At 70.9% G+C, this 22,384-nt stretch carries 20 protein-coding genes; 11 read left to right on the plus strand and 9 right to left on the minus strand.

Translation table 11 applies throughout. The features are described 5' to 3' along the window. The first annotated feature begins 50 nt into the window (after positions 1-50). Both PGH47_RS05600 and PGH47_RS05605 read left to right on the plus strand, forming a co-directional pair. Positions 51-2,564: a DEAD/DEAH box helicase gene (locus PGH47_RS05600; RefSeq protein ID WP_271662520.1), complete on the plus strand. Its 2,514-nt coding sequence runs from the start codon at positions 51-53 to the stop codon at positions 2,562-2,564. Between the two features lie 19 nt (positions 2,565-2,583). Further along, on the plus strand, positions 2,584-3,453 hold the full coding sequence (locus PGH47_RS05605; RefSeq protein ID WP_125528015.1) for an acyl-CoA thioesterase: 870 nt from the start codon (positions 2,584-2,586) through the stop codon (positions 3,451-3,453). On the opposite strand, the gene PGH47_RS05610 is transcribed toward PGH47_RS05605, so the two are convergent. Beyond that, positions 3,440-4,363, minus strand: a complete 924-nt coding sequence (locus PGH47_RS05610) for a DUF6397 family protein (RefSeq protein ID WP_271662521.1) — start codon at positions 4,361-4,363, stop codon at positions 3,440-3,442. The two genes, PGH47_RS05605 and PGH47_RS05610, sit on opposite strands and share 14 nt — an antisense overlap. Positions 4,364-4,489: 126 nt before the next feature. After that, the gene (locus PGH47_RS05615) at positions 4,490-4,903 is read right to left on the minus strand and encodes a roadblock/LC7 domain-containing protein (RefSeq protein ID WP_126902930.1); all 414 of its coding nucleotides are present in this window, start codon (positions 4,901-4,903) and stop codon (positions 4,490-4,492) included. Between the two features lie 96 nt (positions 4,904-4,999). Here PGH47_RS05615 and PGH47_RS05620 point away from each other — a divergent pair, with 96 nt between their 5' ends. Then, positions 5,000-5,428, plus strand: a complete 429-nt coding sequence (locus PGH47_RS05620) for a PPOX class F420-dependent oxidoreductase (protein WP_271662522.1) — start codon at positions 5,000-5,002, stop codon at positions 5,426-5,428. A 48-nt stretch (positions 5,429-5,476) separates the two neighbouring features. On the opposite strand, the gene PGH47_RS05625 is transcribed toward PGH47_RS05620, so the two are convergent. From PGH47_RS05625 to PGH47_RS05645, 5 genes are all read right to left on the minus strand, one after another. Continuing rightward, positions 5,477-6,100, minus strand: a complete 624-nt coding sequence (locus PGH47_RS05625; RefSeq protein ID WP_271662523.1) for a GTP-binding protein — start codon at positions 6,098-6,100, stop codon at positions 5,477-5,479. Positions 6,101-6,330: 230 nt separating this feature from the next. Then, a complete protein-coding gene (locus PGH47_RS05630; protein WP_271662524.1) occupies positions 6,331-6,741 on the minus strand; it encodes a DUF742 domain-containing protein in 411 nt (136 codons plus the stop codon). Between the two features lie 22 nt (positions 6,742-6,763). Next, positions 6,764-7,201 (minus strand): roadblock/LC7 domain-containing protein, encoded by a 438-nt coding sequence (locus PGH47_RS05635; protein WP_107911927.1) that lies wholly within the window; start codon positions 7,199-7,201, stop codon positions 6,764-6,766. After that, positions 7,198-9,750 (minus strand): sensor histidine kinase, encoded by a 2,553-nt coding sequence (locus PGH47_RS05640; protein WP_271662525.1) that lies wholly within the window; start codon positions 9,748-9,750, stop codon positions 7,198-7,200. Before PGH47_RS05640 ends, PGH47_RS05635 begins: the two co-directional genes overlap by 4 nt. A gap of 65 nt (positions 9,751-9,815) precedes the next feature. Continuing rightward, positions 9,816-10,589 carry an MHYT domain-containing protein gene (locus PGH47_RS05645; protein ID WP_271662526.1) on the minus strand — a complete coding sequence of 258 codons (774 nt, stop codon included), beginning with the start codon at positions 10,587-10,589 and terminating at the stop codon, positions 9,816-9,818. Between the two features lie 152 nt (positions 10,590-10,741). On the opposite strand from PGH47_RS05645, the gene PGH47_RS05650 reads away from it, so the two are divergent. Further along, positions 10,742-11,341 (plus strand): class I SAM-dependent methyltransferase, encoded by a 600-nt coding sequence (locus PGH47_RS05650; RefSeq protein WP_271662527.1) that lies wholly within the window; start codon positions 10,742-10,744, stop codon positions 11,339-11,341. A 46-nt stretch (positions 11,342-11,387) separates the two neighbouring features. On the opposite strand, the gene PGH47_RS05655 is transcribed toward PGH47_RS05650, so the two are convergent. Further along, positions 11,388-12,143, minus strand: coding sequence for an alpha/beta fold hydrolase (locus PGH47_RS05655; protein ID WP_271662528.1), 756 nt, complete (start codon positions 12,141-12,143; stop codon positions 11,388-11,390). 129 nt (positions 12,144-12,272) lie between these two features. Between PGH47_RS05655 and PGH47_RS05660 the strand changes: the two genes are divergently transcribed. From PGH47_RS05660 to PGH47_RS05675, 4 genes are all read left to right on the plus strand, one after another. After that, positions 12,273-12,797, plus strand: a complete 525-nt coding sequence (locus PGH47_RS05660) for a PadR family transcriptional regulator (protein ID WP_271662529.1) — start codon at positions 12,273-12,275, stop codon at positions 12,795-12,797. A 199-nt stretch (positions 12,798-12,996) separates the two neighbouring features. Further along, positions 12,997-13,293, plus strand: coding sequence for a hypothetical protein (locus PGH47_RS05665; RefSeq protein WP_269638561.1), 297 nt, complete (start codon positions 12,997-12,999; stop codon positions 13,291-13,293). 137 nt (positions 13,294-13,430) lie between these two features. Beyond that, entirely contained in the window at positions 13,431-14,468 is a 1,038-nt protein-coding gene (locus PGH47_RS05670) for a hypothetical protein (RefSeq protein WP_271662530.1), read from the plus strand. A 224-nt stretch (positions 14,469-14,692) separates the two neighbouring features. Further along, positions 14,693-16,087, plus strand: coding sequence for a tannase/feruloyl esterase family alpha/beta hydrolase (locus tag PGH47_RS05675; protein WP_271662531.1), 1,395 nt, complete (start codon positions 14,693-14,695; stop codon positions 16,085-16,087). Between the two features lie 9 nt (positions 16,088-16,096). Here the strand turns inward: PGH47_RS05675 and PGH47_RS05680 are convergent, their stop codons facing one another. Next, positions 16,097-16,279: a hypothetical protein gene (locus tag PGH47_RS05680; RefSeq protein ID WP_030047209.1), complete on the minus strand. Its 183-nt coding sequence runs from the start codon at positions 16,277-16,279 to the stop codon at positions 16,097-16,099. A 347-nt stretch (positions 16,280-16,626) separates the two neighbouring features. Between PGH47_RS05680 and PGH47_RS05685 the strand changes: the two genes are divergently transcribed. The 3 genes from PGH47_RS05685 (at position 16,627) to PGH47_RS05695 (ending at position 22,343) form a co-directional block, all read left to right on the plus strand. Next, the gene (locus PGH47_RS05685) at positions 16,627-19,488 is read left to right on the plus strand and encodes a DEAD/DEAH box helicase (RefSeq protein ID WP_271662532.1); all 2,862 of its coding nucleotides are present in this window, start codon (positions 16,627-16,629) and stop codon (positions 19,486-19,488) included. Continuing rightward, positions 19,485-20,777 carry an SWIM zinc finger family protein gene (locus PGH47_RS05690; protein ID WP_271662533.1) on the plus strand — a complete coding sequence of 431 codons (1,293 nt, stop codon included), beginning with the start codon at positions 19,485-19,487 and terminating at the stop codon, positions 20,775-20,777. The genes PGH47_RS05685 and PGH47_RS05690 overlap by 4 nt, the downstream gene beginning before the upstream one ends. 222 nt (positions 20,778-20,999) lie before the next feature. After that, entirely contained in the window at positions 21,000-22,343 is a 1,344-nt protein-coding gene (locus PGH47_RS05695) for an esterase-like activity of phytase family protein (RefSeq protein WP_271662534.1), read from the plus strand. Positions 22,344-22,384: the final 41 nt, after the last annotated feature.

A 22,384-nucleotide genomic window follows, 5' to 3' on the forward strand; every position in this document is an offset into this window, starting at 1 on the left:
ACCGCGCAGCCGATTCCCCGATGAGGCAGGAGGGCAGGCAAGATGGGTAGGTGACCCTCATCGATCAGCTGCCGCCGACCGCCGACCCCGACGCCCTCTACGAAGCCTTCGAGTCGTGGGCCGAGGAGCGTGGGCTCACCCTCTATCCCCACCAGGAGGAGGCGCTGATCGAGGTGGTCTCCGGCGCGAACGTGATCGTGTCGACGCCCACCGGCTCCGGCAAGAGCATGATCGCGGCGGGCGCGCACTTCGCCGCGCTGGCCCGGGACGAGGTCACCTTCTACACCGCGCCGATCAAGGCACTCGTGTCGGAGAAGTTCTTCGAGCTGTGCAAGATCTTCGGCACCGAGAACGTCGGCATGCTCACCGGCGACGCGTCGGTCAACGCCGACGCCCCCGTGATCTGCTGCACCGCCGAGGTGCTCGCGTCGATCGCGCTGCGCGACGGCAAGCAGGCAGACGTCGGCCAGGTCGTCATGGACGAGTTCCACTTCTACGCCGAGGGCGACCGGGGCTGGGCCTGGCAGATCCCGATCCTGGAGCTGCCGCAGGCGCAGTTCATCCTGATGTCGGCCACGCTCGGCGACGTCTCGATGTTCGAGCAGGACCTCACCCGCCGTACCGGCCGCCCGACGTCGGTGGTCCGCTCGGCGACCCGCCCCGTCCCTCTCTCCTACGAGTACCGGTTCACCCCGCTCACCGAGACGCTGACGGAGTTGCTGGACACCAAGCAGGCGCCGGTCTACATCGTGCACTTCACGCAGGCGCAGGCCGTGGAGCGGGCGCAGGCGCTGATGAGCATCAACATGTGCTCGCGCGAGGAGAAGGAGCAGATCGCCGAGCTGATCGGTAACTTCCGCTTCACCACCAAGTTCGGCCGCAACCTGTCCCGTTACGTCCGGCACGGCATCGGTGTCCACCACGCCGGCATGCTGCCGAAGTACCGCCGCCTGGTGGAGAAACTCGCGCAGGCCGGTCTGCTGAAGGTCATCTGCGGCACGGACACGCTCGGCGTGGGTGTCAACGTCCCCATTCGCACAGTACTGTTCACGGCCCTCACCAAGTACGACGGCAACCGCGTCCGCACGCTGCGCGCCCGTGAGTTCCACCAGATCGCCGGCCGTGCCGGGCGGGCGGGCTTCGACACGGCGGGCTTCGTCGTGGCGCAGGCTCCCGAGCACGTCATCGAGAACGAGAAGGCGCTCGCCAAGGCCGGCGACGACCCGAAGAAGCGACGCAAGGTCGTCCGCAAGAAGGCACCCGAGGGCTTCGTCGCCTGGACCGAGAACACCTTCGAGAAGCTCATCGCCTCCGAGCCGGAGCCGCTGACGTCCCGCTTCCGGGTGACGCACACGATGCTGCTGTCGGTGATCGCCCGGCCGGGCAACGCCTTCGAAGCGATGCGGCACCTGCTGGAGGACAACCACGAGCCCCGCAAACAGCAGCTGCGACACATCCGCCGCGCGATCGCGATCTACCGCTCGCTGCTGGACGGCGGCATCGTGGAGAAGCTCGACGAGCCGGACCCCACCGGCCGCATCGCCCGCCTCACCGTCGACCTCCAGCAGGACTTCGCGCTCAACCAGCCGCTGTCCACCTTCGCGTTGGCCGCGTTCGAACTGCTCGACCCGGAGTCGCCGTCGTACGCCCTCGACATGGTGTCCGTCGTCGAGTCCACGCTGGACGACCCGCGCCAGATCCTCGTCGCCCAGCTGAACAAGGCGAAGGGCGAGGCCGTAGCCGCGATGAAGGCGGACGGCGTCGAGTACGAGGAACGCATGGAGCGCCTCCAGGACATCAGCTACCCGAAGCCCCTGGAGGAGCTGCTCTTCCACGCGTACAACACGTACCGCAAGAGCCACCCCTGGGTCGGCGACCACCCGCTGTCGCCGAAGTCGGTGATCCGGGACATGTACGAACGGGCGCTGTCCTTCACGGAGTTGGTGTCCGTCTACGAGCTGGCCCGCACCGAGGGCATCGTGCTGCGCTACCTCGCCAGCGCCTACAAGACCCTCGACCACAACATCCCCGACGACCTCAAGTCCGAGGACCTCCAGGACCTGATCGAGTGGCTCGGCGAGATGGTGCGCCAGGTCGACTCCAGCCTCCTGGACGAGTGGGAACAGCTCGCCAACCCGGAGGAGATGACCGCCGAGGAGGCCCAGGAGAAGGCCGACGAGGTCAAGCCGGTCACGACCAATGCGCGCGCCTTCCGCGTCCTCGTCCGCAACGCCTTGTTCCGTCGTGTCGAGCTCGCCGCCCTCGACCAGGTCGAGGAGCTGGGCGAGATGGACGCCGACGCAGGCTGGGACGCCGACGCCTGGGGCGAGGCGATGGACAAGTACTGGGACGAGTACGAAGACCTCGGCACCGGTCCTGACGCCCGCGGTCCGAAGCTCCTCGTGATCGAGGAGGAGCCGGCGAACCGTCTGTGGCGGGTCCGCCAGATCTTCGACGACCCGAACGGCGACCACGACTGGGGCATCAGCGCGGAGATCGACCTCACCGCTTCCGACGCGGAGGGCCGTGCCGTGGTCCGCGTCACCGACGTAGGCCAGCTGTGAGCACAGGAGACTTCCACGCATGACGACCAACCCGGCCGAGAGGCTCGTCGACCTGCTCGACCTGGAGCAGATCGAGGTCAACATCTTCCGCGGCCGCAGCCCGCACGAGTCCCTGCAAAGGGTCTTCGGTGGCCAGGTGGCCGGCCAGGCGCTGGTCGCCGCCGCCCGCACCACGGAGGGCGACCGGCCCGTGCACTCGCTGCACGCGTACTTCCTGCGGCCGGGGCGGCCTGGCGTGCCGATCGTGTACCAGGTGGAACGGGTGCGGGACGGCAGGTCGTTCACGACCCGCCGGGTCACCGCCGTGCAGCAGGGGCGCACGATCTTCAATCTCACCGCCTCCTTTCACAAGCCTGAACAGGGGAGCTTCGAGCACCAGCTGCCGCCGGCCCGGAAGGTCCCGGACCCGGAGTCGCTGCCCACGGTCAGTGACGAGATCCGCCAGCATCTGGGCACGCTTCCGGAGCAGTTGGAGCGGATGGCCCGGCGGCAGCCCTTCGACATCCGTTATGTCGACCGGCTTCGCTGGACCGCGGAGGACGTCAAGGACGCCGAGCCGCGCAGTGCGGTGTGGATGCGCGCGGTCGGGCCGCTGGGGGACGACCCGGTCGTGCACACCTGCGCGCTGACCTACGCCAGCGACATGACCCTCCTGGACGCCGTGCGGATCCCCGTCGAACCACTGTGGGGCCCGCGGAGCTTCGACATCGCGTCGCTGGACCACGCCATGTGGTTCCACCGGCCGTTCCGTGCGGACGAGTGGTTCCTGTACGACCAGGAGTCTCCGATCGCGACCGGCGGACGGGGTCTCGCCCGCGGGCGGATCTACGACCTGGAGGGACGCCTGTTGGTGTCCGTCGTCCAGGAGGGACTGTTCAGGGCGTTGTAGTCCGAGGAGTTCTGCGCCGGAACCAACTCAGCAGGCCGTGGGACGGTTCCGGCTCCTCCGGTCGGCTCTGCGATCCGATGTGCTCGGGATGCGTCGGCGCGGGGGTCCGCTCCGCACTGGGACGGGGCGCCGGTCGCAGTGCCCGGGCATGCGCCAGAACCTCCGTCAGGTCTGCCCGCAGCAGGACGATCTCGTCCGGGTCGTCGGCCGTCATGATCCTCTCGGCGATGAGCGACGACGGCGAACCCGGGGTTCCGGATGCCGGTGGGCCCGGGCGGAAGCGGTTCACATGCGAGCGTTCGTAGGGGTCGGGGACGATCTCCGCGATCTGGACGGGATCGAGGAAGGCGGCCAGCGCACCGGCGCTCCCCCACGGGTCCTCGGCCTGGCGCAGCAGGAAGCCGCGGTGGCGTCCTCGCCAGTTGCGCGGGCGCAGGTCCACACCCGCGTCCAGCGTGCCGCGCAGCCCTTCGGGCATCCGGCGGTCGTTCAGCAGTGAGGTGTTCTTCTCGTCCGCCGCGAATCGCTTCAACTCCTCGGCCAGATACAGCCACACCACGGCCCGGTACCGGTTGAGATAGAACTTCACCGGCACCACCAGGCCCAGGCGGGCGAGGCGCGTGAACCTGCCGGCGGACACGTCCATGACGTCCGCGCCCTCCGTCGTGCCGACGACCTTCACTCGGTCCAGCAGGGAGTCGGGGAAGCCCTCACCCGAGCTCACCCGGTCGATCTCGGGCCGTGGGACGCGTCGGCCTCCGCCTCCCTCGTCGGGCACGGTCCGGATGATCCCGAGCTGGACTGCGAGCTCCAGCTCCCCTCGCTTCAGGCCCAGTTCCCTGGCCGCTCGGCTCGGCGTGCAGGCGGTCAGGTCGTGCGGGTGCGTGGCTGTGGCAGTGTTGCCCGACATGGTCGATCTCCCCCGTGGAGTCAGTGGCTCACGCTCCGTGCGCTCGCCGTGACAAAACCGTAGCCTGTCCGCCAGATCTCGTGGCGGGCCTGTGGATAACTCCGCGGGGGACAACGAATCAGCAGGTCAGAGGTCTTTCAGCGGTGCCCGCTCGGGCTGTCGGGATTCGACGTCGAGGTGTTCGCCGACGCGGTTGACGAGCAAGGTCATCTCGTAGGCGATCTGGCCGATGTCGGCCTCCGCACCGCTGAGCACGCACAGACAGCTGCCGGTGCCGGCCGCGGTCACGAACAGCACGGCGTCGTCGAACTCGACCATCGTCTGACGGACTCTGCCCGCGCCGAAGTGCCGTCCGGATCCCTTGGCCAGGCTGTGCAGCCCGGACGAGACGGCGGCGAGGTGCTCGGCGTCCTCGCGCCGCAGCCCCGTACTCGCACCGGTCACCAGACCGTCGTTCGACAGCACCAGCGCGTGTCGCACATGGTCGACACGTTTCGTCAGATCCTCCAGCAGCCAGTCGAGGCCCTGGTTCTGCGCCATGATCCGGTCTCCCCGTGTAGATGTCTCCCCCTGCACCGGAGGATCTCTTCGCCACCCTTCCCGACGATCCGGCCCTCGGGCAAGGAGGATGTGGGCATGGCGAAGAAGATGACCGATGAGGAATGGCGCGCGTTCGTCTCGCACGGCACGCGCACCGCGAAACTGTCGACCGTGCGGGCCGACGGGAGTCCGCATGTGACGCCGATCTGGTTCGTGCTCGACGGCGACGAGCTGGTGTTCAACACCGGCAGCTCGAGCGTGAAGGGCCGCAATCTGGTCCGGGACGGCCGGGTGGCGCTGTGCGTGGACGACGACCGGCCGCCGTACTCCTTCGTGGTGATCCAGGGCCGCGCCCGGGTCTCCGAGGACCTCGACGAGCTGAAGCACTGGGCGAGCCGCATCGGGGCGCGCTACATGGGTGAGGAGCGCGCCGAGGAGTTCGGGGCCCGTAACGGCGTGCCGGGGGAACTCCTCGTCCGCGTCACGATCGACAAGGTGCTGGCGGAGCAGGACGTCGCCGACTGACTGCGCGGCGAGGGCCGGTCGGCCCTCGCCGCAGGCATGTCGAAACGGTCAGCCGACGGAGTTGAGCAGCCGGGCGGTGTGCATCCGCCCGGCGTACTCGACGAGTCGGATGAGCACCTCCTTCCCCGAGTCGCGGTCCCGGGCGTCACAGAGCACGACCGGGGTCCCGCGGTCCAGGTCGAGGGCGCGTGAGACGTCGTGGGCGCCGTACGTCCGGGCACCCGAGAAGCAGTTGACGGCCACGACGAACGGGATGTGCCGGTGCTCGAAGAAGTCCACGGCGGGGAAGCAGTCCTCCAGGCGCCGGGTGTCCGCGAGGACCACCGCGCCGAGGGCTCCCTGCGCCAGTTCGTCCCACAGGAACCAGAAGCGGTCCTGCCCCGGGGTGCCGAAGAGGTACAGCGACAGACCTGAGCGGATGGTGATGCGCCCGAAGTCCATGGCGACGGTCGTGGTGACCTTCCGGTCCACGCCGCCGGTGTCGTCCACCAGCTGACCGGCCTGGCTGAGCATCTCCTCGGTGCGCAGCGGCCTGATCTCACTGACCGCGCCCACCAGGGTGGTCTTGCCCACGCCGAATCCGCCGGCCACAAGTATCTTGAGCGCCAGGGCGGTCGTGTCGTCGTCGGAGGCGTCGGATTGCACGTAGTCCTCGGAGTGCTCGGAGACCATCGATCACTTCTCTCGGGAGTACCGGCATCGGTCGACGTGGCTGTGCGAAGCCGATCCGTCGCTGTGCGAAGTCAGCATCATGACAACTGAGCCTGCCTCTCGCAGGGTTGGACCGCTTTTTCCCCGATGTGACCGCCTCGTTCCCGTTCGATGCCCGTACGGGTGCACGAGTGGCGTCACACTGGAACGGCTCGTTCCGAAATCTCCGCCGCCGGGCCCTGCCATCGCCCCTACAGCGCTCGCAGTCCCTCGATCACCTCGCGCAGAATCCGTTCGTCGGGAAGCTGCGCGGGCGGTACCGGGCGGCTGACGGTGACGCGGCCCCGCTCCATGAGGTCACCGAGGAGCACCCTGACGACGCCCACGGGAAGGTCGGCACCCGCGGCGAGTTCGGCGACCGACTGCGTCTCGGGTCGGCACAGTTCGATGAGGGTCCGGTGTTCCGGCCCGAGCATGGTGTCGTCGGTACCGCTCGCGGTGCCGGCCAGCGTGACGAGGGCGATCAGGTCGAAACGCACCCCGGTGGGGCCGGGCCTGGTACGTCCGCCCGTCATGGCGTACGGGCGGACCAGGGGCCCTGCCTCGCCGTCGTACCACTGGCTGCCCTGCTCGGGCCGGGCGCCTGTCGTGTCGTCGGTCATCTCGCCGGACCGCCCTTCCGGCTCATCGCGCGGCGGGCGGTCGCGCGGCGGCTCGTGGAGGCGTGTAGAGATGCTCGCCGACCCGCTTGACCAGACGTGCCATCTCGTACGCCACCAGTCCGATGTCGGCGGTCACGGCGCTGAGCACGGCGATGCAGGACCCGTCGCCCGCAGCTGCGACGAACAGGAAGGCGTCGTCCATCTCCACCATGGTCTGGCGGACCCCGCCGGCGCCGAAGTGCCGGCCCGCGCCCTTGGCCAGGCTGTGGAAGCCGGAGGCGACCGCGGCTAGGTGCTCGGCGTCCTCGCGGCGCAGGTCGGTGGACGCGCCGACGGCGAGTCCGTCGTTGGACAGCACCACGGCGTGCCGCACCTCGCTCACGCGTAGCACCAAGTCGTCCAGCAGCCAGTCGAGTTCACCGGACCGCTGCGCGGCTCTCATGCTCGGATCCTGGATCATGCGGGGTCTCCTTCACTGCTGCTGTCGCCGCGCGGGGCGGATTCGGGTTCGCCGCCGCGGCCGGGCTGCCTGCCACCGCCGCGCGCCCAGCCGTCGAGGTAGGCCACCATGCGGTCCCTCACGAGTTCGGGGGTGCGCCGGTCGTCGTCGAGGACGGTCGCGCCCTGCTGTTCCGCGGAACGTCCCCCGCGCAGCTGAGGGGCGAGGTTGGCCTGGCGTACTCGGCGCGGGAGGTTGTCGGAGGCTTCGGAGTCCTGTGGTGGCCGGTGCAGTCTCAAGGTGGTGACTCCGGGGGGTGCGGTGTGGTTCCTGGTCTCCGTCTCAGCCGGCGTGGCCGTCGCAGCCGTGCCGGCCGTCGCGGAAGCCGCCAGCGCCGGTCGGTCGGCGACCGCGTGGACGGGTTCCTGGTGCCGCTCGGGGGCGTGCACACGCGCGTGCTCGGGTTCCGCCGGCCGCCGGGCATCCAACGCCGCGTCGGGGGAACGTTCCGCCTGGCCGCTGTGCAGCAGGGCGGTGGGCAGCAGGACGACGGCGGTGGTCCCGCCGTAGGGCGAGGTGCGCAGGTGCACCTTGATTCCGTGCCGGGCCGCGAGCCTGCTCACCACGAAGAGGCCGAGGCGGTCGCTGTCGAACAGGTCGAGTGCCTCGGACTGTTCGATGCGCCGGTTGGCCTCCGCCAGGGTCTCCTTGCCCATGCCGAGCCCGCGGTCCTCGACCTCGACGGCGTATCCGTTGCCGACGGGCTCGCCGATGATGCGCACGCGTGTGTGGGGAGGCGAGAACTGGGCGGCGTTCTCGACGAGTTCGGCCAGCAGGTGGGTGACGTCGGCGACGGCCGCGCCGACGACGGCGGTCTCGGGGAGCTGACGTACCTCCACGCGCGCGTAGTCCTCGACTTCGGAGACGGCCGCGCGCACCACGTCGGTCAGGGAGACAGGCACCCGCCAGGCCCGGCCGGGTGCCGCCCCGGAAAGGATGATCAGGCTCTCGGCGTGCCGTCGCATACGGGTGGTGAGGTGGTCGAGCCGGAACAGGTCGCTGAGTTCGTTCGGGTCGTCGGAGCGCCGTTCCATGCTGTCCAGCAGGCTGAGTTGGCGGTGTACGAGCACCTGACTGCGGCGGGCGAGGTTGACGAAGACCCCGGAGATGCCGCTGGCGAGCTCGGCGCGCTCCACCGCGGCTCGGAGGGCGGCTCGGTGGACGGTGCCGAGGGCCTCGCCGACCTGCCCGGCCTCGTCCTCGGCGGGCGGTCCGGGCGGTGCCTCGGCGCGGATGTCGATCTCCTCGCCGGCGCGCAGCTTCCGCATCGCCTCGGGAAGTTTGCGCCGGGCGATCTCCAGGGCGCTGTTGCGCAGGCTCACCAGCTCGACGACGAGGCCGCGGCCGATGCGTACGGAGATCACGAGCGAGGCCGCCACGGCGACCAGGCCGAGGAGTACGGCGGCGCCGGCCGGGCTGAGCAGGCCGCGGGCGAACGGGTCGGCGCGGTCGGCGACATCGCGTCCGGCGTCCTGCTCGATGCTCCCCATCGCGCCCTGCACGCGTGCGTGTGCCTTGTTCCAGGCGGCGTCCGTCGCCGCGTCGACCGTCCCCGTCCCCGTCCCTAGGACACCGTCCTCGACGGCCGCCAGGGTCGCGTAGTCGCGGCCGGCGGCGAGGCTCTGCCAGGCCGCGCTCTCCGGGCCGCTCAGGTCCGCGACGGCGGACTCGGTGAGCGTACGGCGGATGTCGACGGCGCCGGTGAACAGCCGCAGCCGCTCTTCGTCGAAGCGTCCGGCGAGGTGCGCGCTGTCCAGCAGGACGTCCTCCCGGGCCAAAGCCTCGCCCGCGCGGGCGAATTCGAGCAGCACGCGCGCGTCCGAGCCGAGCTCGGCGTCCTGGATGCCGGTGAGCGCGCCGTCGACCGCGAACGCGGTGGCGATGGTCGTGGTGTACCGCCCGTAGACCTCTGCCCAGCCGGAGCGGCGGTCGAGCGCCGCCTTCCGTACGGCATTCAGCTGCTCGGCGCCGCTGACGAAGACCTCCAGTCGCCCGGCCACTCCGGCGGGGAACTCCCCGCTGTCGGCGACGGTGTCGCGGTCGCCGAGCCGCAGCCGTGCGACTGTCTTGTCCGTGTCCTGCGCGCGTCTCCTCAGCTCGTCCCGGCGTCCGGTGGACGGGTCGGTCGCGTAGCGCACGGCGGCCGCGCGTTCGCTCTGCAGTGCGGTCACGGCGTCGGCGACGGGGGCCCTGATCTCGGAGTCGACCAGTTGCAACTGGCGCAGCCTGGCGACGTTCTGCGCGGTGGTGACGGTGGCGTAGCCCCACAGGGCCAGCAGCGAAACCACGGGCACCATCAGCAGACAGATGATCTTGGCGCGGACGGTGCGCGGACGTATTCGCCAGCCCTGCGCGCGGGTGGAGGGGCCGGACGGTTCCCCCTGCGGTCCGGCAGGGGCCTGTTCCGGCTCTTCGTCGGCCGGCGGTCCGGCGTGGGCGCGGCGGCCGCGCACCGGCGGTGTGGACGGCGTCTCGGCGCCGGCTGCGGTGGTCCTACGGGGTGTGCGCATGGCCTCCTCGCTCTGAAGTGGTTCGGGGGCGTGCTTCCCGGGCCCTCGCCGGTCCTGATCCGGCACTAGCCGACGGCGCTCTCGGCTGACCGTTGGGCGGATGCGGACGCCTCGCGCTCCCCGCTCGTGGGTGACAACGCGACGAAGGCGGACGTCAGGAAGAGGTAGGACCCGAGGCCGACGGCGAGGGGGAAGATGAACTGCATCGCCGTGGCCCCGGGCAGGACCTCGTCGGACGGTGTGACGTCGACGCCGACCGCGAACATGCCGGTGTAGTGCATGCTGCTGACCGCGGCGCCCATGATCAACGAGGCGATGGTGACGGCGACGGGCGACTTAATGTTGAGCGCAGCCCATAGAGCCGCTGTCGCCGCGACCACGGCGATCAGTACGGAGAGCCCGACGAGCAGCGGGTCGTAGGTGACGTCGCCGTGGAGTCGTACGGCCGCCATGCCCAGGTAGTGCATGCTCGCGACGCCGAGCCCGGTGGTGAGCCCGCCCAGGAAGAGCGCGCGGGTGCGGTCCCGGCTGTAGCCGACGGCGAAGACGCCGGCACAGACGACGAGCATGGCGACGAGCAGGCTCAGGATGGTGAGCGGCACGTCGTAGCGGATGTCGGTGCCGCTGACACTGAAGCCCAGCATGGCCACGAAGTGCATGGTCCAGATGCCGGTGCCGATGGCGGAGGCGGCGGTGACGAGCCAGTTGCGGCGCGAGCGGCCGGTGGCGCCGAGCGCTCGGACGGTGCAACGCAGGCCGAGCGCGGCGCCGGTGCAGGCCATCGCGTACGACAGCACGGGGGTGAGCCAGCCGAGGGCTGCATGGTCCAGGTGTCCCATGGCCCCGGGACGCTAGCCCCAGCAAGGGCGCGCGAAGGGGGCGCATTTCGAAAGCTGTTGGAATATGGCGCGGAGATGCCCCGGAACGACCGCGTCACGCTCGAACGTGCGCACAGCGGCGTCGTCCGGGCCGGTGAGAGATCATGCGGAGCATGAGCGACGACCACACACATGTGCAGGAGTTCTTCAGCGCCCGCGCCGCCGACTGGGACAGCCGGTTCCCCGACGACGGGCCCGCCTATGCGGCCGCGGTGGACGAGCTCGGGCTGCGCGAGGGGGCTCGGGTGCTCGACGCGGGCTGTGGCACCGGGCGTGCCCTGCCGCCGCTGCGGGATGCCGTGGGGCCCTCGGGAGTAGTCCTGGGTGCCGATCTGACGCCGGCCATGCTGGAAGCCGCCGCACGGGCGGGACGCGACGCGGACGGACAGTTGCTGCTCGCCGACGTGGCCGCCCTGCCGGTGCGGTCGGAGTCCCTCGACGCGGTGTTCGCGGCCGGCCTCGTCGCGCATCTGCCCAACCCTGCCGAGAACTTGCGGGAACTGGCCCGTGTGGTGCGCCCCGGCGGCACGCTCGCGCTGTTCCACCCGATCGGCAGGGCGGCGCTCGCGGCACGCCAGGGCCGCCAGATCACGCCGGAGGATCTGCGCGCCGAGCCCAACCTCCGACCGCTGCTGGCCGGTTCGGGGTGGCGCATGACGTCCTACGTCGACGAGGACGACCGGTTTCTGGCACTGGCCGTACGGGAGGCGTGACGGGGTCGGGCCTCGGCGACGGCCGTGGCGGAGGCCTCGGAACGACTCACGCCTGACCGGCGACGGCCGCCGTGAAGGCGTCAGGGTTGTCGAACATGACGTTGTGACCGGCGCCGGTCACGGTCACCACGCGTACGCCTGCCGCTTCCAGGGCTTCCCTGCCCGGGAGTTCACCGCTGAGCTCGCCCTGTAGGTAGACGCGTTCCACCGACAGCCCTTCGAGGATGTCGCGCATGATCGGCACGGAACCACGCCTCAGTCCGACGGCGCTGCGGTGCAGGGCGCGTGGATCGGCGAGCCTCATGGTCGCCGCCCACAGGGGCCCGACCGCCTCGAGCACGCGCGCGTACGCCCCGTCGACGAAGTCGTCCTCACCATAGGCCGTGATCCAGGCGCTCCCCGCGGCGGGCGGGGGCGAGGCATCGAGATTGGCCTCGGTGAGGACCAGCCGGGAGACGAGGTCGGGTCGGCGACCGGCGAGCACGATGGCCACGGAACCGCCCATGCTGTGCGCGATCAGCTCGGCATCGCTCACCCCTGCCGTGTCCAGGGCCACCGCCAGAGCACCGGCGTGATCCTCCAGGGTGTAGCCGAAGTCGGCCGGCCGGTCGCTGATGCCGTGCCCCGGCAGGTCGACGAACAGGCTTCGGCGGCCCGTCAGTTCCGGCCTTGCTGCGATGTGGGCGTGGTACACCGAGGAAACCGAACCCAGCCCGTGCACGTACACGCGCGCAGGTTCCTCTCCCGGCGACTCCGTCCAACGGATACAGCCGCCCTTGCCGTCGAAGTCTGCCTGCTTCATGGCGCCCCCTTGGTGTCGTGGTCGGCACACGACTATATACATCGGAACCGATGTATCAATGGTTCGAGGTATAAATGTTTCGCTGTACCCGGACTCGGATGTACAACGGATCCGGTCCACAATGTGGGCATGCTTGAGCTCGCCATCCTCGGCTTCCTCTTCGACACCCCGCTCCACGGCTACGAGCTGCGCAAACGCATCGCAGCGCTGACCGGGCACGTGAAACCGGTCGCCGAGAGCACGCTGTACCCCGCGATCAAGCGGCTGGAGAAGGCGGGCCTGCTGGCCCGGACCACGGAGCCCGGCTCAGTGGCCGCCCCGCGTCATGTACTGACGCTGACCGAGGACGGCCGCCGGGACCTGCGTCGTCGGCTGGCCGAACCCGACCCTCGCGACATCAGCGACGAGAACCGCTGGTTCACGGTGCTCGCGTTCCTGCGGCACCTGGAGGACGCGGGCGCCCAGTCCGCCGTACTACGGCGCAGGCTGGCCTTCCTGGAAGAGCCCGCGAGCTTCTTCTACGACGGCGACCGACCGCTGCCCGCCGAGGAACTGGACGACCCCTTCCGGCGCGGCCTCCTGACCATCGCTCGGGCCACGTCCCGGGCCGAGCTCACCTGGCTGCGCGAAACGATCGCCTCACTCGACGGCTGAGCGTGCGACTGGCAGCAGAGGCACGAGGGAGCGCATGAGCCCGGAGTGACCGCCAGGCGAACGCCCGCGTGCGGCTTTCGAGCCACTGCGAGCCCTTCACGGCGTCGTCCCCCTTATGCCGCCGTGACTCCAACTCTACGTTGAATAGCATGAGATGAACGATCTACGTTGGCACCACAATGAGGGGAAGGTGGTCAATATGTGGGGCAGGGTGCGCAAGTCGTGGGAGGGATTCCTGCATGCCCTTCGCGCGAAACCGGACACGGGCCAGGACAGGCACCCGCACAATCTGTTCGAGGCCGCTGCCGTCTATGTGTCGGCCTGTGCGGAGGACGACCAGGATCAGATCGACGAGGCGGCCGGCTGGGTGTCCCCGGAGGCTCTGTCGTTCGGGGTGAACGAGCTGGCATGCCGTGCCGTCATCGCGCTCGCCCGGGAGCGCGACGAGTCACCGCAGACCGTGGCCCGGTCCCTCCTCGGGCTCCCGGCAGCCTGACGGCGTTGGCAAAATCACGGTCGTTTCGCCCTGTCCGGCCGGAAAACTGCAGCTCCGGGTGTGCATGGGAGTCGTGACAAGCGGCTTCCGGGCGGAATAGGGTGCGCGCCGATGGACGAACCGATGGGGAGGCTGGGATGGCCGGGACGGACGAAGAGGCCGTCGCCGCCGCGGACGATGCGCTGTACGTGCTCACGGCGGTGCTGCTGACGCCGGCGAAGTTCCCGAGCGTGCTGGGCGACGACTATCCGGAGGCCTGCGCGGCGCTCGGCATGGCGCCGCTCGCCGACGGCTATGGCCTGGTCCTTGGCCAGGACGGCGACGGCGCCCGATGGACCGTGGTCATCGACGACGTCTCCCTGGTCGCCGTCGCCATCGCGTCCTGGGACTGCGGCATGGAGTACGACCTGTCGCCCGACGAACGTACGGTCGTCGCCGCCCTGCCCGGCTGGCCGCTGGCCGTGGCCGTCGCCGCGCCGAACGTGCCTCCGCCGCACGACCCCGACCCCGAGATCGCGGACGGTCCGGCCCTGACCCCGCCGGACACGAGCGTGTGGGGCCCGGCCCAGCGACGCCTGGGCGCCGACGAGATCGCGCTGCAATGGGCGACGTGGCGGGAACAGATCGACGACACCGAGTTCGCCACGCCGGGGGGTGCGTCGGGGGCAGGCGATTCGTCGGAGTCCGGTGACTCGTCGGCGTCGGCGGATGGGCCGACGCCGGCCGGTGCGGCGAACGCCGGCGAGGCCGGGGACAGGGGCTCGGATTCGCGCTCTACCTCGGATTCGAGCGCGGGTTCGGGCTCGGACTGGGACGCAAGCGTGGGTGCCGACGAGCAGCCCACGAACGCCGAACAGGGCGAGACTGGCGAGCCAAGCGAGAGCGGGCAGGCCAAGCAGCAGGGCGGCCACAGCGGCATCCTGCGAGTCCTCGCGGAGGCACGCGCCTACGTCGAGTCCCCGCCGCCCCTCGGCCGCGTCCGGTCGTCCTTCGCACCGGGCGACGCACGGACCCTGCGCGCGGACGGCCCTGGCTGGTCGCTCGTCGCCAGGACGGACGACATCGCGTTCGTGCTCCTGGACGACGAACCCGGCGAGGTCCTGCCCGTGGGCCGTGGACCGGAGCTGCCCGGGCTCCTGGAAGCGCTCGACAAGATGGCCGTACGCCCGCTCTGATTCCACGCGCGGGGCGACGCACCGGCGTGCTCGCCCCGCCAACACCGTCGCCCCCTGCCCCCTGTCCCGCGACCCCCTGCACCCCTGTCCCGAGACCCCACCTGACAGTCGCGTTCCATGTGGGCCCAACCCATGGCTGGCGCGGAGCCGGACACGCACGATGAGGCAGCTTTCGCGGTTGCGCTGTTTCCGATGCCCCGTCTCCCCTCTGCCAGGAGTCCCTCATGCGCCTGTCCCGGGCTGTTCCGTTCGTCGCTGCCACGCTGCTGGCCGCTGCTCTGAGCGGGCCGACTCCCGCAACGGCCGCGTCAGTTGGCGGGCGGCACTGTGCCGGTCAGGACCGGGTGCGGGTGCCGGGCGCGGCCCTCCAGCAGAGCGCCTGCCTCCCGGATCTGACGACGGCCGCACTGGCCGGCACCCCCTACACCGACATGGCCGACCAGGCCGGCCTTACGGCACGCGGCACCCGGAACCCGACGGGCGTTCCCGGGATCCAGATCGACGGCTACTTCCCGGACTCCTCTCGGTTCAACGCCACGCACGGCTGGCAGCACGACGCACAGTTCGTGATCCGGCTGCCGGACCGCTGGAACGGCGGACTCGTCGTCACCGGCGCCCCGGGCACCCGCAAGCAGTACGCCACGGACACGGCGATCTCCGACCAGGTGCTCGCCCTGGGCTACGCCTACGCCGCCACGGACAAGGGCAACAGCGGCGCCGACTTCTACCGGGACGGCATGCGGCCCGGTGACGCGGTCGCCGAGTGGAACGCGAGAACCACCCAGCTCACACGTGCCGCCCGCAAGGCGGTGGCCCAGCGCTACGGGCACGCCCCGCGTCGCACCTACATGACCGGTATCTCCAACGGCGGCTACCTGACGCGCTGGCAGCTGGAGAACCATCCCGAGCTGTACGACGGCGGGGTGGACTGGGAGGGCGCCCTGTGGACCGCGGACGGCCCCAACCTGCTCACCTCTCTGCCCACGGCGGTGGCTCGGATGCTCGGCTCCGCCCGGGACGAGGACCTGTACACGGTCGGCTTCGCACACGGCTCGGAGTTCCTGTGGCCGTACCACGAGCAGGCCTACTGGGGGGTCACCCAGAAGATCTACCGCGCGGAGTTCGACCCGGCCTACGACCCCGGCTGCCCCGGCCCGACCGCCGGAACCACCCCGGCGCAGATCCTGTCGCCGTGCGCGTCCGACGCCAGGTACGACTACGCGTCGCGCCCCGCGTCCGTCCACCGTGCCGTGGCCCGAGTCGCTCTGACCGGGCGTATCGGCCGGCCGTTGATCACGCTGCACGGCGATCTGGACGCGCTGCTGCCGAAGGCCGCCGACTCGGACGTGTACGCGCGCATGATCGACGCAAAGGGGCGCGGCCCGCTGCACGGCTACTACACGATCACGGGCGGCACGCATGTCGACGGCCTGTACGACACCTACCCGGACCGACTCCGGCCGATCCTGCCCTGCTACCGGTCGGCGTTCGACGCGCTGGCCTCATGGGTGGAGCGAGGCACGCGCCCGCCCGCGGACCACACCGTGGGCAGGCCCGCGAGCGGGGATGTCGTCAACTCATGCACACTGTCCACCCCTGTCGCACCGGCGGCCAGGTGATCGTCATCGTCAGCGACCGAGCTCCTTGCGCGAGACACGGCGCAGCCTGCGCCGCTGTGACGGGTCGAGCGTGAGGTAGGCGGCGGCCGGGACTCCCAGGACGATCAGGAGCGCGGCCCACCAGGGCAGCCAGATCAGCAGGATGAGACCGGCCGCCACACCCCCCGCGGCGATCTTCGCGTTCTTCGACATGTGCGTCGCCTCCTTCGCGGCCACTGCCGCTCTCTGTCCTGAAAACGGGTCCGCGCTCCCGGCAGTTCCGAGTCGCGACCCTGAGACGACCCTGAGGTGCGGCCCCTACTGGTCGCGGGCTCCGGGGACGGCCGGGACGCGGTCGACGCACGGTCGACGGTCCGTTCTCCGGACGGCCGACGTCCAGGACTGCGCTCGGTAGGCACTCCGGACTCCGCACAGGGGGAGTACCCACTCGGAACAAGCATGACCCAGGTCACATGGTCACGGCGCCGGGTGGGCCGCCGAGTGATGTACCCTCGACCACTCCAATCCGAGTAGTCAAATTTGAGGAGTGCAGCAGAGCTGTGCCCAGGCTTCCCGAGGCGACATCGTCCGAGCTCTCCGAACTGGCCTGTTGCAGTGCAGTTTTCGTACCCGGCGATCCGGCGCGCACCGGCCGGGTCGCCTTCTGGCGGGCCGACGGCAGCGCGGTTCCGCTCGTCGCGTCCGGTTCCGTCGGGGAGCTGGACGTCGTCCTGCCCCGTGAGGACGGCGAGGACGGTGTGGAGCTGGTGAGCGTGCCGGCCGTTCTGCTTCCGGTGCGTGCCGCCCTGCCCGTCCTCGCGCGTGCCCGTACCGCAGCACAGGCGCCCCGAGCGGGCGTCTTCTGGGGCTCCGCCACAGTGCTGGCCCTGCAATTCGTGGCGCGTGGACTGATGTTGCCGGGCCTCTCGCCGAACGACCACGACGCCTGGCGGGTCGGTCCTCTGCGCCCTGAGGACGTGGAACGCGTCCGCGCTCTCGCCGCCGCCATGCCGCCCGAGGCGCACGCCGTGCCGCTGGAGGGCACGGAGCCACTCAGGCTGCCGGATCCGGAGCGGCTGCTCCGGGCCTTCCTGGACGCGGTCGCCGACGCGCTCCCCCGCTCCCCCGCGGCCGAGCTGGTCACGGGTGGGCCCGCCTACGCGGCACGGGAGCCGCAGCACGCGCCCGCGCTGCGCGCGTGGGCCGCCGACGTCGCCGCCGGCCATGACGCGGGCGTACGGCTTTCCCTGCGCCTCGAGGTCCCCGGCCTCGCCGAGGCGACGCCTGAGGACGCCGCACTGTCGTTCCGGGCGGTGCTCCAGGTGCACAGCGTGAGTGACCCGACGCTGGTCGCGGACGCCGCCGATGTGTGGGCGGGGTCCGACGCCTTCGGCCCGCGCGCGAGGATGGACGCTCTGCTGGCACTGCGCCGCGCGGCCCGCGCCTGGGCTTCGCTCACACCACTGCTGTCGGCGGCCGTACCGGACGCCGTGGATCTCGCAGACGAGGACGTGACCGACCTCCTGGGGGAAGGCGCGTTGGCCCTCGCCGGAGCGGGGGTCGACGTGCACTGGCCCAAGCAGCTGGCACGCGAACTGACCGCCCGCGCGGTGATCGGTCCGCCGGACGACGAGTCGACGTCGGGCAGGCTCGCCTCGGACACGCCGTCCTTCCTGTCCGCCGACGCGCTGCTCACCTTCAACTGGTGGTTCGCACTGGGCGACCAGCGGCTCACGCGCGAGGAGCTGGACCGGCTGGCGGAGGCCAACCGTCCAGTGGTCCGGCTGCGCGATCAGTGGGTTCTGGTCGACCCGCGGGAGGTGCGCCGCGCACGCGCGCAGCAGGATCACAAGGTGACGCCCATCGACGCGCTCGGCGCCGCGCTGACGGGCTCCGCCGAGCTGGACGGCCGCCAGGTCGAGGTGCGGGCCACGGGCTGGCTGGCGGCGCTGCGCGAGCGCCTCGCGGACCCCGAGGGACAGGAGCCGGTGGGCCAGCCCGCCGCGCTCGCCGCCACGCTGCGCGACTATCAGCGGCGCGGCCTGAGCTGGCTGGCCCGGATGACGTCCCTGGGCCTGGGCTGCTGTCTGGCCGACGACATGGGCCTCGGCAAGACGATCACGCTGATCGCGCTGCACCTGCACCGGCAGTCCGACGACTCGTCCGCCGGCCCGACGCTGGTGGTCTGCCCGACGTCCCTGATGGGCAACTGGCAGCGCGAGATCGAGAAGTTCGCACCCGGCACGCGCGTGCGCCGCTTCCACGGGGCTCGACGCGACCTGGACTCGGTGGCGGACGGGGAGTTCGTGCTCACCACGTACGGCACGATGCGCCTGGACGCGCGGCGGCTGGCGGAGGTGCAGTGGGGCATGGTCGTGGCGGACGAGGCCCAGCATGTGAAGAACCCCTACTCGTCGACCGCGCGGGAGCTGCGTTCGATCGGCGCACGCGCACGGGTGGCGCTCACCGGCACCCCGGTGGAGAACAACCTGTCCGAACTGTGGGCGATCCTCGACTGGACGACCCCGGGTCTGCTGGGCCGTCTCGGCACCTTCCGCGCGCGCTACGCCCATGCCGTCGAGAGCGGGCAGGACCCGGCCGCCGCGGAACGGCTCGCGCGGCTCGTACGGCCTTTCCTGCTGCGACGGCGCAAGTCGGACCCGGGCATCGCGCCGGAACTCCCGCCGAAGACGGAGACCGACCGTGCAGTGTCCCTCACCACGGAACAGGCGGGCCTCTACGAGGCGGTGGTCCGCGAGACGCTCGCCGAGATCTCCGAAGCGGACAGCATGGCCCGGCGCGGCCTGATCGTGAAGCTCCTGACGGGCCTGAAGCAGATCTGCAACCACCCCGCGCAGTACCTCAAGGAGGAGCGGCCGAGCATCGCCGACCGTTCGGGGAAGCTGGAACTGCTGGACGAACTGCTCGACACCATCCTCGCCGAGGACGCCAGCGTGTTGATCTTCACGCAGTACGTGCAGATGGGCCGCCTCATCGAACGGCATCTGGCAGCTCGCGGCATTAACTCGCAGTTCCTGCACGGCGGCACGCCCGTGACCGAACGCGAGAATCTGGTGCGGCGCTTCCAGGACGGTGAAGTGCCCGTCTTCCTGCTGTCGTTGAAGGCGGCGGGCACCGGCCTGAACCTCACCCGCGCTGAACACGTCGTGCACTACGACCGCTGGTGGAACCCCGCCGTCGAGGCGCAGGCCACCGACCGCGCGTACCGCATCGGCCAGACCCGGCCCGTGCAGGTGCACCGGCTGATCGCCGAGGGAACGATCGAGGACCGCATCGCCGACATGCTGAGCCGCAAGCGGGAGCTCGCCGACGCGGTGCTCGGGGCCGGCGAGTCGGCGCTCACGGAGCTGACGGACGCGGAGCTGGCCGATCTGGTGGAACTGCGAGGGGGTACGCGATGACTCGGTACGACGGCGACTCGGAGCGGACTTTCGCCGCGCTGCCTCCCGCGCACGGCAGGGGATTCGCGCTGACGTGGTGGGGCCAGGCCTGGCTCAAGGCACTGGAGGAGACGGCGCTGGACCTGGGCCAGCTCAAGGCGGGCCGCAGGCTCGCCCGTGCCGGAGCGGTCGGTGCCGTGTCGGTACGCCCGGGACGCATCACGGCCCTGGTGCGGGGGCGTGACCGTACGGCGCACCGGGCCGACGTGCTGCTTGAGCAGCTGACCGGCGACCAGTGGGACCGCTTCCTGGACATGACCGTGGAGCGGGCCGGGCACGTCGCGGCGCTGCTGGACCGCGAGATGCCGCCGCACCTGGTGGAGGACGCGGCAGCCACGGGCATCGAACTGTTGCCCGGCATGGGCGACTTGGAGCCGGAGTGCGGGTGCGGGGCCTGGGACCACTGCGCGCACACGGCAGCGCTCTGCTACCAGGTGGCGCGACTGCTGGACCAGGACCCCTTCGTGCTGCTGCTGATGCGCGGACGGGGCGAGCGCGACCTCCTGAACGACCTCCAGGCACGCAGCACCGCGACCGCCACTGGCCGACCCGAACTGTCCGATGCGTCCGCGCGATCCGAGCCGGAGGGCATGGATGCCGCGGAGGCCTATGCGACGGGCGACATCCTGCCGCCGTTGCCCGCGCTCCCCGAGCTACCTGCCGAACCGGGGACGCCGCCGTCCCTGGACACCGACACACCCGCGGGACCCGGCGTCGACCCGGGTGCCCTGGAGTTCCTGGCTGTCTGCACAGCCGTAGAAGCACACCGTCTGCTCGCGGAAGCGCTGCGGGCCGATCCGGAACAACACCTCACCGGAACTGAGTTGCGGCTCGACCGGGACGTGGTCCGCCTCGCTGCCGGATCGCCCGTCGCGGGCATGGCCGAGCGGCTGGTGGACGGTTCTGGGCGCAGCCGGGAGGGGCTGGCGACGGCCGTCCGGGCCTGGCGGATCGGCGGTGTCGCCGCAATGGCGGTGCTCGACGAGGAGTGGACCGTGGAGGGCGAAGCACTCGCACGCGCGCGTGCCGCGCTGGAGTCGGCCTGGGACGAGGACGACCGGCCGACGCTGCGGGCGAAGGGCAACAGGTGGACGGTCGTAGGTGCACCCGGGCAGCTGCGTCTCGGCCGGGACGGGCGCTGGTGGCCGTACCGCAAGGAACGGGGCCGCTGGGCGCCCGCGGGCGGTCCGACGCAGGATCCGGGCACGGCATTGGCCGCGGTGCGTCTCGCGGGCGAGGAGCAGGCTTAGGGCTGCCTGTGGCGGTGGGGGGCGGTCGCGGATCGGCTGCCCCCTGCCCCGGTGCCGGCTTGCCCGTGCGAACGGGTCTGCCTGTGAGGTCAGTTCGACTCCGGGACTCGACATCGGCTCGACGAGTGTCCGTCGTTCCGCGTTCACCTGTCGGTCGTACGGCGTTCCGCGCGGGCTCCAAACCTGGCCGCTGTCAGTGAACTTGGTCCTCAGGAGGCCCGAATGTCCCCGCACGCCACAGACCGGCGCCGCGCCCGCCGTTTCGTCGCCGGAGGCGTCCCTCTCGCCGTGATCGCGGCGCTCGTGGCCGCCGGGCCCGCCGGCGCCGGGGACAGGCACGGCGACGCGCACGTCGTGGGTACGGCAACGCTCGGCGACATCCCGCTCGGCACGTTCAGCAATGGCCTGCTTCCCGGCAGCGTGGACAACGACCGGGGCGTGGACCTGGGGGGCATCGGCAGCGACATCTACCCCGCAGGCCGCAAGGGCGAGTTCTGGACGGTCACCGACCGCGGCCCGAACGGCCAGATCAAGGTGGACGGCACGAAGCGCCGTACCTTCCCCGTGCCCGGCTTCGACCCGGCGATCGTGAAGATCCGGGTGACGGGCGACACCGTGAAGGTGCTCGACGCGATCCCGGTCACGACCGCTTCCGGGAAGCCCGTCACCGGGCTGTCGAACCAGGAAGGGCGCGACGAGGCGCCGTACAGCTATGACGCGCGGACGCCTCTGAATTACAACCCGAACGGCCTGGACACCGAGGGCATAGTGCGGGCCGCCGACGGGACCTTCTGGCTCGTCGACGAGTACGGGCCCTCCCTCGTGCACGTGTCCGCGCGCGGGAAGGTCCTCACGCGCTACGTGCCCAAGGGGCTGGGCCTGACCGGCGCGGGCTACCGGGTCGTGGAGGCGCTGCCCTCCGTCCTGCTGCACCGCAAGATCAACCGCGGCTTCGAGGGCCTCGCCCAACTGCCGGGCGGTGACCTGGTGATGGCTGTGCAGAGCCCGCTCTCGCTGCCGGACACGGATGCCGGTGAGGCGTCGCGCACCACGCGGCTGCTGCGTTTCTCGCCGAAGAAGCAGGCGGTCACCGCCGAGTACGCTTACCGCTTCGACCCGGTGAACGTGGTGGACCCGAGCGAGGACGACACCTCCGAGCTGAAGATCTCTTCGGTCGTGGCCGTGGGCGGGAACCGGCTGCTGGTCGAGGAGCGCACCGACAAGGCCGCGCGGCTCCACCTGGTGCGTCTGGACCGCAAGGCGGACATCCTAGGCAGCGACTGGGACGACGACACGACGTCCCCGTCCCTCGAGCAGCTCGACGACCCGGCGGCCTCGGGCGTGCCGGTACTGTCCAAGCGGCTGGTCGTCGACCTGGGCAAGGTCGCCGGGGTGCCCGGGAAGATCGAGGGCGTCGCGCGCGTGGACCACGACACGCTGGCTCTGATCAACGACAACGACTTCGGGATGACTGACGGCACAGGCGCGTTCGACGCCCAGGGCCGGCTGGTCGACAGCGGCATCGAGACGTCCGTGGTCTACGTGCGGCTGCCGCGCGGCATCTGACCGGCCGGTGCTTGAAGGCTGCCGTGCGACGGCCGACTCAG

Origin of the sequence: Streptomyces sp. HUAS 31 (genome assembly GCF_028198125.1) — a bacterium.
Classification (GTDB): domain Bacteria; phylum Actinomycetota; class Actinomycetes; order Streptomycetales; family Streptomycetaceae; genus Streptomyces; species Streptomyces chartreusis.